We start from the raw sequence: 16130 nt of genomic DNA on the forward strand, positions 1-16130 counted from the left end.
GCCGGCCCACGTCCCGGGACGTGGGCCGGCGGCCCGTGAGACGTGGGCCTGTCCGTCCCCGGCGTCGGCCGGCGTTCCTCCGTATGGGTGCCCGCCTCCCCAGGGGCCGTTCCCCCCGGGGCGAGCGCCCGTGCCCGCAGAGGCCGTTCCCGCACTGCCGACGGGACGATTGCCGCAGGCCGGCCCGCTGCCCCGGGCGGGGTGTACGGGCCGGTTCCCCGGCGCGGGGAGGCAGGCGCACCGAGACGTGCGGTACCGGTGCCCCCGAACCCGGTCCCCTCGTCAGCCCCGGCTGTGGCCGGTCCCGGGCCAGGTCTGGTCGGCACCGGCCCCCAGGGTGCTTCGGCCCTGCCCGACCTCGCCGCCGTCGAGCGGCTCCGGGGCCCGGTCGCGCGCCGAGAAGTGAGGGACTTCCCCGCACGTCACGGGTGCCGTTCCGAGTGGCGGGGTGGGGGGAGCGATGGTCCGATAGGGGGATGCGATGGCAACTGCGAGTAGTGATGGGCGCGGTCGGGGCAGCACTGCTGCTGCCGGGCGCCGGCGCCAGCGCCTCGGCGGAGTCGCTGGACGAGGAGCAGCTGCGGAGTGCGCTGCTGGACCACATGGACTTCCCCGAGGACTGGGCCCGCGACAGCGCGCAGGCGGAGGCCCAGCGCGGCATAGGCGTGCCGGCTCCACAGGAGGCGAGCTGCCGGGCGTTGTTCGACGGGGGCGCCGACACCGCTGCCTCCACCGCGTTCGCGCGGTCGTTCTCCGGCCCCTTCGTCCGCACCACCGCAGCCGCACACGGTGGTGAGGGGGCGGCGCAGGCCGCTCTGGAGGACTACCGGCGGACTGCGGAGGCCTGCAACTCGTTCGCGATCGTCGAGGGTGAGGGACACGGCCCGACCGAGATCAGCGTGACCTACAACGGCGGCGGCACCGAGGAGCCCTCGCTGAAGGACTCGATGGCGGACGAGGTCGCGGCCGTCCGGTTCGAACGGGAACCGGAGACCACCGAGGCCCCTGAGGTGGTCGCCGAAGCCGCCTTGGTCCGCGTCGGTGAGCACACCGTGCTGGTCGCCCAGGTGGGACGGGACGACGCCGGAACCGGCGACCTGGAGCCGATGCTGGAACGTGCCGCAGAGAAGCTGCACGCGGTACAGGAAGGGCGGACGCCCGAGCCGCCCGAGGACCTGGACGGGACGGAGCTCTGAGCACTCCTTCCGAACGCGGTCACCGCGTCGCCCACGCCCGAGCGTCCGTCGTCACCCGCCCCGGGCGCGGAACGGCGGAGGCCGTGAGCGCGCCCGGAGCAGCGCGGGACCGATCGCCGCGGGGCGGATGGCGGGTCGCCCCACGGCCACGCCACCGCCCCGCCCCTGCGCTCTCGGCCCCGGCTCCCACGCCGTCCGTCAGGCCCCTCTGAGCCTCACCACCCACAGGCCCAGCCGGCCGGGCACCGCCGGAGGGGCCACCGGCCGCACGGCCCGCCGGGGCCACGGCACACCGGCACACAGCGGGTGAGCAGCACAGGCGCCACGACACGGCACCGACAGCACGAGGCTCGGCACCGCCGGCCCGGCCGGGGCCGGTGTTGGGGCCGCCATCGCGTCGCGCCGCCCCTCGTCCCAGGTCGTCCCACACACGCGGGTCGCGCACGACGGCAGGGCGGAGCGGCGACGGGCGCGGGGGACGGGCGCCGTAAGCTCTGCGCATGAGCGACGCCATGGACCCTGAGGACCGCAAGATCATCACGCTGGCGCGGAGCGCTCGCGCCCGTAACGGCGTCGCCGAGGGCGCAGCAGTCAGGGACGACATGGGCCGAACCTACGTCGCCGGCACCGTGCACCTGGACTCGCTGCGTCTCAGTGCGTTGCGGACCGCGGTGGCCATGGCCGTGGCGAGCGGTGCGACCTCTCTGGAAGCCGCGGCCGTTGTCTCGGAGGCCGCGGAGCTCCCTGCGGAGGACCTCGCCGCCGTCAACGACCTCGGCGGTCCCGCCACAGCCGTCCTCCTGGCCGACACCGACGGCGAACTGCGCGACAGTCGCACCGCCGGCTGAGCGAGGAGGACACCGCCCGTGTCCCGCAGGCACGCCGGTCAGAGCCTCGGGTGCTCCTTCTGCGGCTCGGCGCCCGAGACCGTAGGGCCCCCTCTCCTCGGTCGGCAGCCCCTCTCCTGCCCCCGTCGCCCCGCCCCCGTGCCGTCCCCCGCGCGACCGACGGGGCGACGGGGCGACGGGGCGACGGGGCGAACAATAGGTCCGGACGTCCGTTGGTCCGGCTGCCGACGCCAGGCTCCGAACACCAGCATCCAGCGCTCGGCAACCGGTACCCAGCCCCAGCCTCAGCGATGACCGCGCGTCCAACGATCACGGACTGTCTCTCATCGCGCGGCAGGCGGGTATGGACTCCCCCGTCCAGTGCAGGGTGGGCCTGTCTGGCATCGCTCGGAGTACCGCGTGGGCCGCGCCCCTTCGCACCGCTCCGGCGGGGCGGTTCCCCCTTCTCCTCTCCCGAACCGTGCGCCGCCTGGCGCGCGCCCCTGCCGCCGTCCTGCGTCGGCAGAGGATCGGGGACAATGGCCCTCATGAGTGCTCCCTCCCCCGCCACCTCCGATGCCCCGCACCGCTCGGGGTTCGCCTGTTTCGTCGGCCGCCCCAACGCGGGCAAGTCGACCCTGACCAACGCGCTGGTGGGGACGAAGGTCGCGATCACCTCCAACCGCCCGCAGACCACCCGGCACACGGTGCGCGGCATCGTGCACCGCCCGGACGCGCAGCTGATCCTGGTCGACACCCCCGGCCTCCACAAGCCGCGCACGCTGCTCGGCGAGCGGCTGAACGACGTGGTCCGCACCACCTGGGCCGAGGTGGACGTCATCGGCTTCTGCCTGCCGGCCGACCAGAAGCTTGGCCCGGGCGACAAGTTCATCGCCAAGGAACTCGCCTCGATCAAGCGCACCCCCAAGGTCGCCATTGTCACCAAGACCGACCTGGTCGACCCCCAGACGCTGGCCGAGCAGCTGATCGCCGTGGATCGCCTCGGCCAGGAACTGGGGATCGACTGGGCGCAGATCGTTCCCGTCTCCGCCGTCGGCGACCAGCAGCTCTCGCTCCTCGCCGACCTACTGGTGCCGCTGCTCCCGGAAGGGCCGCTGCTCTACCCGGAGGGTGACCTGACCGACGAGCCCGAACAGGTCATGGTCGCGGAACTGATCCGGGAAGCCGCGCTGGAAGGGGTGCGGGACGAACTGCCGCACTCCATCGCCGTCGTGGTCGAGGAGATGCTCCCGAGGGAGGGCCGCCCCGCGGATCGCCCCCTGCTGGACATCCACGCGAACCTCTTCATCGAGCGCTCCAGCCAGAAGGGCATCGTCATCGGGCCGAAGGGCCGCAGGCTGAAGGAGGTCGGCACCACCTCCCGCCGCCACATCGAGGCGCTGCTCGGCACGCCGGTCTTCCTCGACCTGCACGTGAAGATCGCCAAGGACTGGCAGCGCGACCCCAAACAGCTGCGGCGGCTCGGTTTCTGACCCACTGCCCCTCGGCGGGTCCGGTCGCCTTCGCGCGGCCCGGCTCGCCGGCGCATCCTGCGCACTCCTTCGTTGCCCGCCCGCAGTCATAGACCGGCGGCCTCCGCCACGACCTCCGCTCGGTGACCGGGTCCGGGCCGATCCCGCGTTCGTCCTCGGGGGCCGCCCCCCCGCTCGAGCGACCTACCGGCGCTGCGCGCCTTGACCTGGGCCGGCCCGTTCCCGCCCGCCGGTGCCCCCAGGGGCGACCCACCACCACAGCCATGACCACACCGCGTTCCACACAGCCACGCTCCTCGACCCACCACCACGCAACACAGAGCGTAGCCATCGTTACGTGGTGTAGTCAAGTGGTGGTACGGTCGTCATCGTCGGGGCGGCAACTCCACCCGTTCCAGGTCGCGGGCCACGGTGAGTTCGCCCGTGAAACCGGCGGCACGGGCCTGCCGCCCGAACTGCTCCGCGTCGGGGTAACGCTGACTGAAATGGGTCAGCACGAGATGCCGCACCCCGCACGACGCGGCGACCCGGCCCGCCTGGCCGGCGGTCAAGTGGCCGTGTTCGTCGGCAAGTCCCGCGTCCTCGTCGAGAAAGGTCGACTCGATGACCAGCATGTCGCACCGCTCGGCCAGGGCGTACACGCCCTCGCACATGCGCGTGTCCATGACGAAGGCGAAACTCTGGCCGGGGCGACGCTCGCTGACCTCCGTGAGATCGACACCCCGCAGCGTCCCCTCCCGCTGCAACCGGCCGACATCCGGACCGCGGATACCGACGGCGGCGAGCCGCTCCGGAAGCATGCGGACGCCGTCCGGCTCGTCGAGCCGGTAGCCAACGGCGTCCACCGGGTGGGAGAGCCGTGCCGCGCTCAGCACGAAGCCGTCACCCGCCGCGGACCACGCGAGGCCGGGCCCGCTCCCCGACCTCGCCCCCTCGGCCTCCGGTGGCACGGTGGATCCCGGCACCGGAGTGTCGAGGTTCTCGGTGGCCGACGGGGCGAGGTCGCCACGCTCCGGCTGCCGGGTCCCGGGGGCTGTGGCGAGGTCCACGGGGTGCTCGGCGATCCGCACGGTGGTGCGGTAGGCGGTGGACTGACGGAGCCTGTCGTAGAAGCGCTGCCCGGAGGCAGGGTAGTGCGCCGTGACCTGGTGCGGCACCCGGTCGAGATTGATGCGCTGGATGACTCCCGCCAGGCCCAGCGAATGGTCCCCGTGGAAGTGGGTGACGCACAGCCTAGTCAGATCGTGGGCGCTGACACCGGCGAGCAGCATCTGACGCTGCGTTCCCTCACCCGGGTCGAAGAGGAGCCCCTCCCGGTCCCACCGCAGGAAGTAGCCGTTGTGGTTCCGGTGACGGGTGGGGACCTGGCCGGCCGTGCCGAGGACGACCAGTTCGCGCGGTGACACGGTGCCCGCTCAGCCGGGAGGCCAGTTGAGGCCCCGGCCGGCGAGCAGGTGGGCGTGCGCGTGGAAGACCGTCTGCCCCGCTCCGGCGCCGGTGTTGAAGACGACGCGGTAGCCGCTGTCGCCCGCGCCCTCCTGCTCGGCGACCCGACCGGCGACCGTCACGACATCCGCGGCGACATCGGGTTCGGCCTCAGCCAGCGAGGCCGCGTCGGCGTAGTGCGCGCGGGGGATGACCAGAACGTGGGTGGGCGCCTGCGGGTTGATGTCCCGGAAGGCGAGGGTCGTCTCCGTCTCGTGCACCACCGTGGCGGGCACATCACCGGCGACGATCTTGCAGAACAGGCAGTCCGCCTGGGGTTCTCCAGCCATGGACGGATCGTACCCGCAGACCCCCGAGCGCCCCGGCCCGGTCACGCGCCACGGGCCGCGCACCCGGCGGGCGGCAACGACCTGCGGCTGGGCCCGTTGCGCGCCGACAGCGGACGCCCCCCTGCTCAGGCACGGCTTCCGGACGGCGTGGCGCCGTCCGGAACGCGCCGCGGGCGCCCGGGCCCGCTACGGGGCCCACGGCCGGCCGAACGTCCCGGCACAGCAGCGGGCCCGGGCCGGGGAGGGGCAGCCCTCCCCGGCGCTGTCCTCAGCCGATCTCGGGTGGCGACGGCGGCGTCATGGGGCCGACCCGCTCCAGCTCCGCCAGGACCGTCCGCAGCGCCTCCTCCAGCTGCGGGTCACGGCCGGCCACCCAGTCCTGCGGGGACACGGGGACCTCGACATCGGGTTCGACGCCGTAGTTCTCCACCTCCCAACCGGGACCGTCCAACCAGATCGCGTACTTGGGCTGCGTGGTGTGCGTACCGTCGACCAGCGAGTACCGGCCGTCGATCCCGACCACGCCGCCCCAGGTGCGGGTGCCGATCACGGGAGCCAGGCCGAGCCGCTTGATGGACGCGGTCACGATGTCGCCGTCGGAGCCGGAGAACTCGTCGCACAACGCCACCATCGGGCCTCGCGGGGCCTCCGCGGGAAAGGTGACCGGACGGGCGCCGCGGATGAGGTCCCAGCCGATGACGCGCCGGGACAGCTTCTCGATCACCAACTGCGAGGTGTGGCCGCCACGGTTCTCGCGAACGTCCACGACGAGGCCGTCCCGGCCGATCTCGGTCCGCAGGTCCCGGTGGAGCTGTGCCCAGCCGACCCCCATCATGTCGGGGACGTGCAGGTAGCCGAGCCGGCCTCCGGAGCTGCGACGCACCTCCTCCCGGCGCGCGCGCACCAGGTCCTGGTAGCGCAGGGCCTCCTCGCTCGGCACCGGCACCACGACGACCTGCCGACGCGGGCCGCCCCCAGCGGGCTCGACCGTCAGCTCCACGGCCTGGTCCGCCGTCCCGGCCAGCAGCGGAGCGACGCCCGTGACCGGGTCCACGGGACGGCCGTCGACCGCGACGAGGGCGTCCCCGGGGCGAACGGCGACCCCCGGGGCTGTCAGCGGTGAGCGTGCGTGCGGGTCGGAGCTCTCCGTCGGCAGGACGCGGTCCACCCGCCAGGTGCCGTCCTCGTGCCGGGAGATGTCCGCGCCGAGGAGCCCCTGCCGGCGCGCCGCGGGGGTGTGGCGGCCCGCCGGAACGATGTACGCGTGCGAGGTGTACAGCTCGCCGACGACCTCCCACAGCAGGTCGGTGAGGTCGTCATGGGTACCGACGGCCTCCACGAGGGGGCGGTACTCCGCGAGCACCGCTTCCCAGTCGACGCCGCCCATGTCCGCGCGCCAGAAGTTGTCGCGCATCAGCCGACCGCACTCGTCGAACATCTGCCGCCACTCCGCGGCGGGGTCGACGGTGATGCGGACACGGCCGAGATCGATGCGCTGGTTGCGGTCGTCGTCGCCGTCCAGCTTGTCCGCGTCCGAGTCGGCGGGGACGGCCCGCAGCTTTCCGCCCGCCCGCAGCACGACCTGGAGCCCGTCACCGGTCATCTCGTAGGCGTCGGCGCGCTCCGTGAGGGTGCCGGCCCGTCGTCGGGTGAGGTCGTAGCGCCGGAGCCGGGACTCCGGCGGGTCCTCGGTTCCGGTGCCGAGAACACCGGAGACCGGGTGTTCGAGCCACAGCACGCCGGTGGCGGAGGCACGCAGCTCCGAGCAGCTGGCCGCGTCCACCGGGAACGGCACGACCCGGTCGGCGAGTCCGTCGAGATCGACCCGGGTGGTGGGCGGCGCGGTCCGGGAGGGCGCCGCCGCAGCCCCTTCGGCGTTGTCGGCCGCCGTCGCCGCGTCGGCGGCGTCAGCGCCCGAGGTGCCCTGGATGTTCGTCGCGCCGGGCTCGCGCTCTCCGGCTTCGTCGTCGGCACCGTTGGGGCGGCCGTGACGCTGCGGGCCGAACGGGGAGAGCGCGTCGGCGGCCAGTGTGAGGAGATGCGGCCGTCCTCCCGCGGAGAACCCGAGGTCGAAGACGTGCGCGTCGTAGACCGGGTCGAAGGTCCGCTCGGAGAGAAAGGCCAGGTGCTTTCCGTCCCGGGTGAACGCGGGTGAGAAGTCCTTGAACCGCGCGGGCGTCACCTCGTGCACGGTGCGCTGCGCGAGCTCGGCGAGCCGGATCTGCCGGAGCGGCTGCACATCGGGGTGGGACCAGGCCAGCCAGCGGGAGTCGGGCGAGAAGGTCAGTCCGTCCACGTCACCGTCGCCGGAACGGTCGAGCTCGTGGACCTCGCCGCTCGGGAGGTCGACCAGCAGCAGGCGCCCGTCGTGCGAGGCGACGGCGGCGGTGCTCCCGTCGGGCGAGACCCGGAGTTCGAGCACCCGTCCGAGGGCACCGGCAGCCAGCAGCCGGGGGCCGGCGTGGTCGACCGGGGGCGCCGCGGGTGCCAGCGCCAGCGCGTCGTCGCCCTGGGCGTCGGTCACCCACAGCACCTGGTCGGTGTCCTCGGAGCGGAAGGCCTGGGGCAGGCGGGCGCGGACGCCGGCGTCGGTGGCGACCGACCGGACCGGACCGTCGCGGTGGGTGACCCAGTGCACCGTGCCGCGCGCCTCGACGGCGGTGGCGCGGCCGGTGTGGTCGGGGGCGAAGGACCCCAGGTTGTGCGCGGCGCTGACGGGGCGCGGCTGGCGTTCGGTACGGGGCCCCGCGAAGCGGAAGTCCGCCCGGGTCGGCGCGGCACCGGCCAGGTCGTCGAGGATCCACAGCTCGCCGCGTCGCGCGTGGACGACGCGCCTGCCGTCGGTCGCCGCCTGGCGCGCGTAACCGCTGTCCAGGGGTGTGTGGCGGCGCAGGTCCGTGCCGTCGGGGCGCGAGGAGTACACCGCACCCGTGCCCTCGTGGTCGGAGAGGAAGGCGATGCGGTCACCGACCCACATCGGGCATTCCAGGTTGCCGTCGAGATCTTGGTGGACGCGGCCGAACTCACCGTCCCCGTCCGTGTCGATCCACAGCTTCCCGGCGGTGCCGCCGCGGTAGCGCTTCCAGCGTGCGGCGTCCCGGCCGCGGCTCTGCCCGGCGGAGACGAGCAGCGCGGCGCCGCCGGGGCCGAGGGCCACGCCGCCGGTCTGGCCGTACGGCAGGATCCGTGCCGGGGAGCCGTCGATGGGGACGGCGTGCGCCCAGGGCCTGAGCACCGAAGGGCGGCCGTACGCGGTGAGGGCGATGATCTCGTCGGGGTCGCCGCCCTCACCGGGCAGCCAGTCGACGACGCGCGTGGCGGGGTTGCCCCAGTAGGTCAGTCGGCGGGCCGGCCCGCCGTCGACCGAGGCGACGTGGACCTCGGGTTCACCGTCCCTGGTCGATGTCCACGCGACCTGTGTGCCGTCGGGCGAGATCCGGGGGTTGCCGGCCGGCGCCCGGTCCGCGCTGATCCGCCAGGCGCGGCCACCGTCGAGCGGAGCGGCCCAGACGTCGTCCTCGGCGACAAAGGTGATCACGTCACCCCGCAGGTGGGGGTGCCGAAGGTAGGAAGGTGAGTTCATCCACCGACCCTATGAGTGCGACACGCCGGAACCAAGGGGCTTTCGGCGATCCGGCCGGACGTTCGGTTCATCATGCGGAAAGACGAAGGATTCGCGCCTCCGCGCTGCCGGCGCGCGCGGGTCGCACGGCGAGGGCGTCGCCGTGTGTCTGCTCATCGCAAGAACCATGAAGGGTCTGGTGTCATGTCCGCACAGCCCCGGGAGCAGTGGAGCACCCGCGCGGGCTTCCTGTTCGCCGCGATCGGGTCGGCCGTCGGCCTGGGGAACATCTGGCGTTTCCCGGCCGTCGCCTACGAGGCCGGGGGCGGCGCGTTCCTGCTGCCGTACCTCATCGCGCTGCTCACGGCCGGTATCCCGCTGCTGATCCTGGAGTACACGATCGGCCGCCGGTACCGAGCCTCGGCGCCCGGATCCTTCCGACGGATGTGGCGGCCCGCCGAGGCGCTCGGCTGGTGGCAGGTGGCGATCTGCTTCGTCATCGCCGCCTACTACGCGGTGATCCTCGCGTGGGCGGTGCGCTACGTCGGCTTCTCCGTCAACCTCAGTTGGGGAGATGACCCGGACGGGTACTTCTACAACGACTTCCTGCAGGTCGGCGACGAACCCGGCGCCATCACGTCCTTCGTGCCGGGGGTCGCCTGGACCCTGCTGGCCGTCTGGCTCCTGACGCTCGTCGTCCTCTGGCTCGGGGTCCGGCGCGGCATCGAATGGTGCAACCGCATCTTCATCCCGCTCCTGGTCGTCTTCTTCCTGATCCTCGTCGTCCGCGCCCTGACGCTGGACGGCGCGTTCGACGGTCTCGACGCCTTCTTCAGCCCCGACTGGAACGCGCTGACCGACAGCAGTGTCTGGATCGCCGCCTACGGGCAGATCTTCTTCTCGCTCTCGGTCGGCTTCGGCGTCATGATCACCTACGCCTCGTACCTGAAGCGCCGCGCGGACCTCTCCGGTTCGGCACTGGCGGTCAGCTTCTCCAACTGCTCGTTCGAGCTGCTCGCCGGGATCGGCGTCTTCGCTGTCCTCGGGTTCATGGCGGCGCAGGCCGGCGTCCCGGTCGACGAGGTGGTCAGTGAGGGCATCGGGCTCGCCTTTGTGGCGTTCCCGCAGATCGTCTCCCAGATGCCCGCCGGGGCCTTCTTCGGCGTGCTGTTCTTCGTCTCGCTGGTGGCCGCGGGCCTGACCTCGCTCATCAGCATCGTGCAGGTCATCGTGTCCGCGGTGCAGGAGCACACCGGCATCAGCCGCACCCGAGCCGTGCTCATCATCGGCGGCGCCCTGACCGTGACCTCCACGGGCCTGTTCGCCACCGACGGCGGCCTCTACCTGCTCGACGCGGCCGACCACTTCATCAACAGCTACGGGGTCACCCTCGCGGCGCTGGCCGTCCTGATCGTCGTCTCCTGGTACCTGCGCAAGCTGCCGCAACAGCAGGCCGAGGCGGACAGCAGCTCCAGCGTCCGTCTGGGCGTGTGGTGGCGACTCTGCCTCGGAGTGATCACGCCGGTGGTCCTCGGCTGGATGATGGTGGACAGCCTCACCGGAGAGTTCTCCGACAACTACAGCGACTACCCGACGTCGTTCCTGCTGTGGGGCGGATGGGGCGTCGCGGTCGGCGCGCTGATCGTCGGCGTCGTCATGTCGCTGCTCCCCTGGCGCCGGGACGACCCGCCCTCGCCGGAGCGCGAGCCACTGCCGGCCACCGCTGCGGGCGGGGCGGCGGGCGCCACCGGCGCCACACCGCCTGGTACCGGCGCGAGGCCCGTCGATCCCCCGGCCGGGGCAGCCTTCGGGCCGGACCCCGGGAGGCCACCACGCAGCTCGGATGACGAGGGCACCACGGAAGGGAACCACTGATGTCCACCAGCGCCGTCGTCATGATGGTCGTCTCGATGACCCTGCTCTGGGGCGGCATGATCGCCGCGATGATCAACGTGCACCGCCGGCCCGACATGCAGCGCGAACCCGATACCGGACGTGACCCCGCCGAGGGAACGACGCAGGACTGACCGCCCGCTCCACCGTGCCCCTCCGCACGGTGCGGGGCCGGGAGGGATCGGCGGTGCCCGGAACCCCTGCAGAGGTTCCGGGCACCGCCGTCTCCTGAACCCTCTGCCTCCGCACGGACCACCGCGGCGCGGCTCTCGCTCCCAGGACACCGGCGGCCCCAGGACACCGGCGGCGACCGAAGGACGAGCTCACCGGCCGGAGCGGTCGGAGAACCGCCGGGGGGGCGGCCGGGCCACGGGTACCGGCGGGCCGTGCGCCCGGCAGCTGCGGGCGGGTTCAGCCCCAGCGTCCGGTACGCGCCAGCAGCACCGCCGCAGCCGCGGTGCCGGCCGTCGAGGTGCGGAGCACGCTGCGGCCCAGCCGGCAGGGAGACGCGCCCGCGGCAGTCAGCTCAGCCAGCTCCTCCGCACCGATGCCCCCTTCGGGACCGACGACGAGCACGATCCGACCGGAGGCCGGCAACCCGATCCCGGCCAGCGGAACGTCACCCTCCTCGTGCAGCACCACTGCGAGGTCGGCCGCGGCCAGCAGCGGAAGCAGCTGCCGCGTCGTGACCGGCTCTGCGACCTCCGGGAACCGCATGCGTCGCGACTGCTTGCCGGCCTCGCGCGCGGTGGAACGCCACTTCGCCAGCGCCTTCGCCCCACGCTCCTCCCGCCACCGGGTCACGCAGCGAGCGGCGGCCCACGGGACGACGGCGTCGACACCCGTCTCGGTCATCGTCTCCACGGCTACCTCGCCCCGGTCGCCCTTGGGAAGCGCCTGGACCACGGTGAGCCAGGGCTCGGGCGGCGGCTCCCACCGCGTCTCCCGCACCTCCGCGAGCAGCCGGTCCTTGCCCGAGGTCTCCACCACGGCGGCGACCGCACCGGCGCCCGCCCCGTCCGTCAGCGTCAGCTCCTCACCGGGGCGCAGCCGCTTCACCGACACCGCGTGACGCCCCTCCGGGCCGTCCAGCGCGAGGCGGGCGCCCGGGGTCGCCGCGCCGACATCGGGGTGGAGAAAGACCGGTGCCGTCATGAGCGGAGGACCCTCCGTGGGGTCGGGTGCGAGGTCGGCACCGGCCGACCTCGCAGCTGCGGGCGCGCGTGCCACCGGTACGCGACGCGGAACAGAAGGGGCGCTTCAGGACACCCGCGCGCCGGCCGAGCAAGGAAGCGCCCACGACATGCGTGGGCACGCCCCGGCCCGACCACCGGAACCGGTCGGCAGAGCCGTCACCGGCCGTTGAAGGCGTCCTTCAGCCTGCTGAAGAGGCCCTGCTGACCGGGCTGGAACTGCCCGGAGGGCCGCTCCTCGCCGCGCAGCTCGGCGAACTTCTGGAGAAGTTCCTCCTGCTCGGTGTCGAGCTTCTGCGGTGTCTGCACCTCGACGTGCACGATGAGGTCGCCCCGCCCGTTGCCCCGGAGGTGGGTGACACCGTGGCCGTGCAGCGGGATCGACTGCCCGGACTGGGTCCCCGGCCGGATGTCGACCTCCTGCATGCCGTCCAGGGTCTCCAGCGGCACCTGCGTGCCGAGCGCCGCCGCGGTCATCGGGATCGTCACCGTGCAGTGCAGGTCGTCCCCGCGCCGCTGGAACATCTCGTGCGGCTTCTCGCGGATCTCGACGAAGAGATCGCCGGGCGGGCCACCGCCGGGGCCGACCTCGCCCTCGCCTGCGAGCTGGATCCGGGTGCCGTTGTCCACACCGGCGGGGATCTTCACCGTGAGCGTCCGCCTGGAGCGGACCCGGCCGTCGCCCGCGCACTCCGGGCAGGGCGTCGGCACCACAGTGCCGAAACCCTGGCACTGCGGGCAGGGCCGCGAGGTCATGACCTGCCCCAGGAAGGACCGCGTGACCTGCGAGACCTCCCCGCGTCCGCGGCACATGTCGCAGGTCTGCGCGGAGGTGCCCGGCGCGGCTCCCTCGCCGTCGCACGTCTTGCAGATCGTCGCCGTGTCGACCTGGATCTCCTTCGTCGTTCCGAAGGTGGCCTCCTTGAGGTCGATCTCCAGGCGGATCATCGCGTCCTGGCCGCGGCGGGTCCGCGACTTCGGACCGCGCTGCGCGGCGGTCCCGAAGAACGCGTCCATGATGTCGGAGAAGTTCCCGAAGCCACCACCGAACCCGGCCTGCCCGGCCGCGCCCCCCATGGGGTCGCCGCCGAGGTCGTACATCTGCTTCTTCTGCGGGTCGGAGAGCACCTCGTACGCGGTGTTGATCTCCTTGAAGCGCTCCTGCGTCTTCGGGTCGGGGTTCACGTCCGGGTGCAGCTCACGCGCCAACCGGCGGAACGCCTTCTTGATCTCGTCCTGCGAGGCGTCCCGCTGCACGCCAAGGACCGCGTAGTAGTCAGTCGCCACTTATTTCTCCGCGAGAATCTGTCCGACGTACCGTGCCACCGCGCGCACGGCTCCCATCGTTCCGGGGTAATCCATCCTGGTCGGTCCGACCACACCGAGCTTCGCCACGGCCTCGTCCCCAGAACCGTAGCCGACGGTCACGATCGACGTGGAGGTCAGCCCCTCGTGGGCGTTCTCACGACCGATGCTCACCGTCATCTCGGGGTCGTTGGCCTCACCCATGAGCTTGAGCATCACCACCTGCTCCTCCAGCGCCTCCAGCACCGGCCGGATCGTCAGCGGGAAGTCGTGGCCGAACCGCGTCAGGTTGGCGGTACCGCCGATCATCAGCCGCTCCTCCGTCTCCTCCACCAGCGTCTCCAGCAGCGTGGACAGCACCGTCTGGACCAGTCCGCGGTCGTCGGTGTCGAACGACTCCGGAAGGTCCTGCACCAGGCGCGGGACCTCGGTGAAGCGCTGCCCCGCAATCCGGGCGTTCAACCTCGCCCGCAGCTCCGCGAGCGAGGTCTCGCCGAACGGCGCCGGGCAGTCCATCACGCGCTGCTCCACCCGACCGGTGTCGGTGATGAGCACCAGCATCACACGCGCCGGCGCCAACGAGAGCAGCTCGACGTGCCGCACCGTCGAGCGGGACAGCGACGGGTACTGGACGACGGCGACCTGACGCGTCAACTGCGCGAGCAGCCGCACGGTCCTGCCTACTACGTCGTCCAGGTCGACCGCGCCGTCCAGGAAGTTCTGGATCGCGCGACGCTCCGGCACCGACAGCGGCTTGACGTCGGCCAGCTTGTCGACGAACAGCCGGTAGCCCTTGTCGGTGGGCACCCGGCCGGCGCTGGTGTGGGGCTGCGCGATGTAGCCCTCGTCCTCCAGCACCGCCATGTCGTTGCGCACCGTCGCGGGCGAGACTCGCAGGTCGTGCCGTTGCGTGAGGGCCTTGGACCCCACCGGCTCCTCGGTGCCCACGTAGTCCTGGACGATCGCCCGCAGCACCTCAAGCCTGCGTTCACTCAGCATGCCGCGCACCTCCCGTCCGGCGTCTCCGCTCGAATCCCTGGCACTCGCAGGGCACGAGTGCCAGTTCTCTGGATCAGTGTACGGCCGGGCGGCGCCTTCGGGTGAAGGGCTGCCCGGGGAACGGGCAGGAACGCCGACCGTGACGACCCGCCGCGCGCCGTGACCCGGGGCGGGCGCGACGCGAGACCCGTCCACCGCGCCCATGAGGCTACTGTCCCGGCATGGAGCGCACTTGGGAAGAGCTGGCGCCGGGAGTCGTACGGTGCAGACTCGCGGGCTGGGACGAGACCGTCGGCGCGGTGGCGGGCGACGAGTCGGTGCTGATGATCGACGCGGGGCCGGACACGGCTACGTCGGCCGCCCTGCTGCGCGAGCTGCGGGCACTGTTCACCCGGCCGGTCCGGCACCTCGCCCTCACCCACCTGCACTTCGACCACGTCCTGGGAGCCCCGGCCGTGCTCGGCGCGACCCGGTACGCCGCGACAGGCGCGCGGGCGCTCCTCACCCCGGAGGGCCGGAGCGGCCTCGTGTCCGACGCGACCGCGCACGGCGCCGAGGGCGACGGCGCACGCAGGGACGCGGCTGCCCTCACTGCTCCCGACATCGAGGTCGACACCTCGCTGACCGTCGAGCTCGGCGGGCGCTCCGTCGTGCTGGCCTCGGCCGGCCCCGGCCACACCGGCGCCGACCTCGTCGTCCACGTGCCCGACGCCGCAGTCGTGTTCTGCGGCGACCTCGTCGAGGAGTCGGGGGAGCCGCAGGCCGGCCCGGACGCCCACCCCTCGCGCTGGGCGGCGGCGCTGGACGGGGTACTCACCCTCGGCGGCCCCTCGGCGCGCTACGTCCCCGGGCACGGGGCGGTCGTGGACGCCGCGTTCGTCCGCTCCCAACGGGACTCCCTCGCGCGGCGATTCGGGAACGACACGCCGACAGGCCCGGGGGCGCGGCAGTGCCCCGACACGGATGGCGGCGCGTAAGCTCGGGCCGGTGCGCAGCAGACAGTACGGACCGGACCTGACACCGCCGTGGAAGCGGAAGCGGCCACCGGCCCCCGAGGTCTCCGCGGACCCCGACCTCGTGGTGGAGGAGATCGTGACAGGTTTCTGCGGTGCGGTGGTGCGGTGCGAGAAGACCGCGCAGGGGCCGACCGTCACGCTGGAGGACCGTTTCGGCAAGCTCCGCGCGTTCCCCATGGAGCCCGGCGGCTTCCTGCTCGACGGCCGCCCGGTGACCCTGGTGCGGCCCCTGGCACGACCGGCCGCCGCCGTGCCGGCGCGCACCGCCTCGGGTTCGGTCGCCGTGCCCGGGGCCCGGGCCCGCGTCGCCCGTGAGGGCCGCATCTACGTCGAGGGCCGCCACGACGCCGAGCTCGTCGAACGGGTCTGGGGCGACGACCTCCGCATCGAGGGCGTGGTCGTGGAGTACCTCGAAGGTGTGGACGACCTGCCCGCCATCGTCGACGCGTTCGGGCCCGGCCCGGACGCCCGCCTCGGTGTCCTCGTCGACCACCTGGTGCCCGGATCGAAGGAGTCACGCATCGCCGGGCAGGTCACCGACGCCCACACCCTCGTCGTGGGACACCCCTACATCGACATCTGGGAGGCGGTGAAGCCCGCGTCGGTCGGCATCGACGCGTGGCCCCACGTCCCCCGCGGCCAGGACTGGAAGCGCGGAGTCTGCCGCGCCCTCGGCTGGCCCGACAACACCGGCGCCGCCTGGCAACGCATCCTGGGGTGCGTCCACTCCTACAAGGACCTGGAACCGGCGCTCCTGGGACGGGTCGAGGAGCTCATCGACCACGTGACCGCGCCCTGAAGCGCGGGCGGCCGTGCCGGGACCGGGATCCGTGGCGGCAGGGTTCCGTTGGCGGGCGGGTTCCGTTGGCGG

General features: G+C 73.0%; 13 protein-coding genes. 7 read left to right on the forward strand and 6 right to left on the reverse strand.

The window, feature by feature from the left end:
• The first annotated feature begins 476 nt into the window (after nt 1-476).
• The 3 genes from HCJ92_RS02825 to era all read left to right on the forward strand — a co-directional run bounded on the left by HCJ92_RS02825 (nt 477) and on the right by era (nt 3516).
• Nucleotides 477-1196, forward strand: a complete 720-nt coding sequence (locus tag HCJ92_RS02825) for a hypothetical protein (RefSeq protein ID WP_167931774.1) — start codon at nt 477-479, stop codon at nt 1194-1196.
• A 500-nt stretch (nt 1197-1696) separates the two neighbouring features.
• The gene (locus HCJ92_RS02830; RefSeq protein ID WP_209310658.1) at nt 1697-2044 is read left to right on the forward strand and encodes a cytidine deaminase; all 348 of its coding nucleotides are present in this window, start codon (nt 1697-1699) and stop codon (nt 2042-2044) included.
• 518 nt (nt 2045-2562) lie between these two features.
• Entirely contained in the window at nt 2563-3516 is a 954-nt protein-coding gene (gene era / locus HCJ92_RS02835; protein WP_420824661.1) for a GTPase Era, read from the forward strand.
• A gap of 365 nt (nt 3517-3881) precedes the next feature.
• On the opposite strand, the gene HCJ92_RS25740 is transcribed toward era, so the two are convergent.
• The 3 genes from HCJ92_RS25740 to HCJ92_RS02855 all read right to left on the reverse strand — a co-directional run bounded on the left by HCJ92_RS25740 (nt 3882) and on the right by HCJ92_RS02855 (nt 8874).
• Nucleotides 3882-4922, reverse strand: a complete 1041-nt coding sequence (locus HCJ92_RS25740) for a ribonuclease Z (RefSeq protein WP_420824662.1) — start codon at nt 4920-4922, stop codon at nt 3882-3884.
• Between the two features lie 9 nt (nt 4923-4931).
• On the reverse strand, nt 4932-5291 hold the full coding sequence (locus HCJ92_RS02850; protein WP_167931776.1) for a histidine triad nucleotide-binding protein: 360 nt from the start codon (nt 5289-5291) through the stop codon (nt 4932-4934).
• Between the two features lie 268 nt (nt 5292-5559).
• Nucleotides 5560-8874: a S41 family peptidase gene (locus HCJ92_RS02855; RefSeq protein ID WP_167931777.1), complete on the reverse strand. Its 3315-nt coding sequence runs from the start codon at nt 8872-8874 to the stop codon at nt 5560-5562.
• Between the two features lie 183 nt (nt 8875-9057).
• On the opposite strand from HCJ92_RS02855, the gene HCJ92_RS02860 reads away from it, so the two are divergent.
• Together HCJ92_RS02860 and HCJ92_RS02865 are read left to right on the forward strand one after the other, a co-directional pair.
• The gene (locus tag HCJ92_RS02860) at nt 9058-10728 is read left to right on the forward strand and encodes a sodium-dependent transporter (RefSeq protein WP_167931778.1); all 1671 of its coding nucleotides are present in this window, start codon (nt 9058-9060) and stop codon (nt 10726-10728) included.
• A complete protein-coding gene (locus tag HCJ92_RS02865) occupies nt 10728-10880 on the forward strand; it encodes a methionine/alanine import family NSS transporter small subunit (RefSeq protein WP_167931779.1) in 153 nt (50 codons plus the stop codon). Before HCJ92_RS02860 ends, HCJ92_RS02865 begins: the two co-directional genes overlap by 1 nt.
• Before the next feature lie 277 nt (nt 10881-11157).
• On the opposite strand, the gene HCJ92_RS02870 is transcribed toward HCJ92_RS02865, so the two are convergent.
• The 3 genes from HCJ92_RS02870 to hrcA form a co-directional block, all read right to left on the reverse strand.
• Complete coding sequence (locus HCJ92_RS02870) at nt 11158-11901, reverse strand: 16S rRNA (uracil(1498)-N(3))-methyltransferase (RefSeq protein WP_167931780.1); 744 nt, start codon at nt 11899-11901, stop codon at nt 11158-11160.
• Between the two features lie 197 nt (nt 11902-12098).
• Nucleotides 12099-13226, reverse strand: coding sequence for a molecular chaperone DnaJ (dnaJ, locus tag HCJ92_RS02875; protein ID WP_167931781.1), 1128 nt, complete (start codon nt 13224-13226; stop codon nt 12099-12101).
• Nucleotides 13227-14243 carry a heat-inducible transcriptional repressor HrcA gene (gene hrcA / locus HCJ92_RS02880; protein ID WP_167931782.1) on the reverse strand — a complete coding sequence of 339 codons (1017 nt, stop codon included), beginning with the start codon at nt 14241-14243 and terminating at the stop codon, nt 13227-13229.
• Between the two features lie 221 nt (nt 14244-14464).
• Between hrcA and HCJ92_RS02885 the strand changes: the two genes are divergently transcribed.
• Together HCJ92_RS02885 and HCJ92_RS02890 are read left to right on the forward strand one after the other, a co-directional pair.
• Nucleotides 14465-15220, forward strand: a complete 756-nt coding sequence (locus tag HCJ92_RS02885; protein ID WP_167931783.1) for an MBL fold metallo-hydrolase — start codon at nt 14465-14467, stop codon at nt 15218-15220.
• Between the two features lie 10 nt (nt 15221-15230).
• Nucleotides 15231-16058, forward strand: coding sequence for a DUF3097 family protein (locus HCJ92_RS02890; protein WP_167931784.1), 828 nt, complete (start codon nt 15231-15233; stop codon nt 16056-16058).
• Nucleotides 16059-16130: the final 72 nt, after the last annotated feature.

Origin of the sequence: Streptomyces spiramenti, assembly GCF_012034385.1 — a bacterium.
GTDB lineage: Bacteria > Actinomycetota > Actinomycetes > Streptomycetales > Streptomycetaceae > Streptomyces > Streptomyces spiramenti.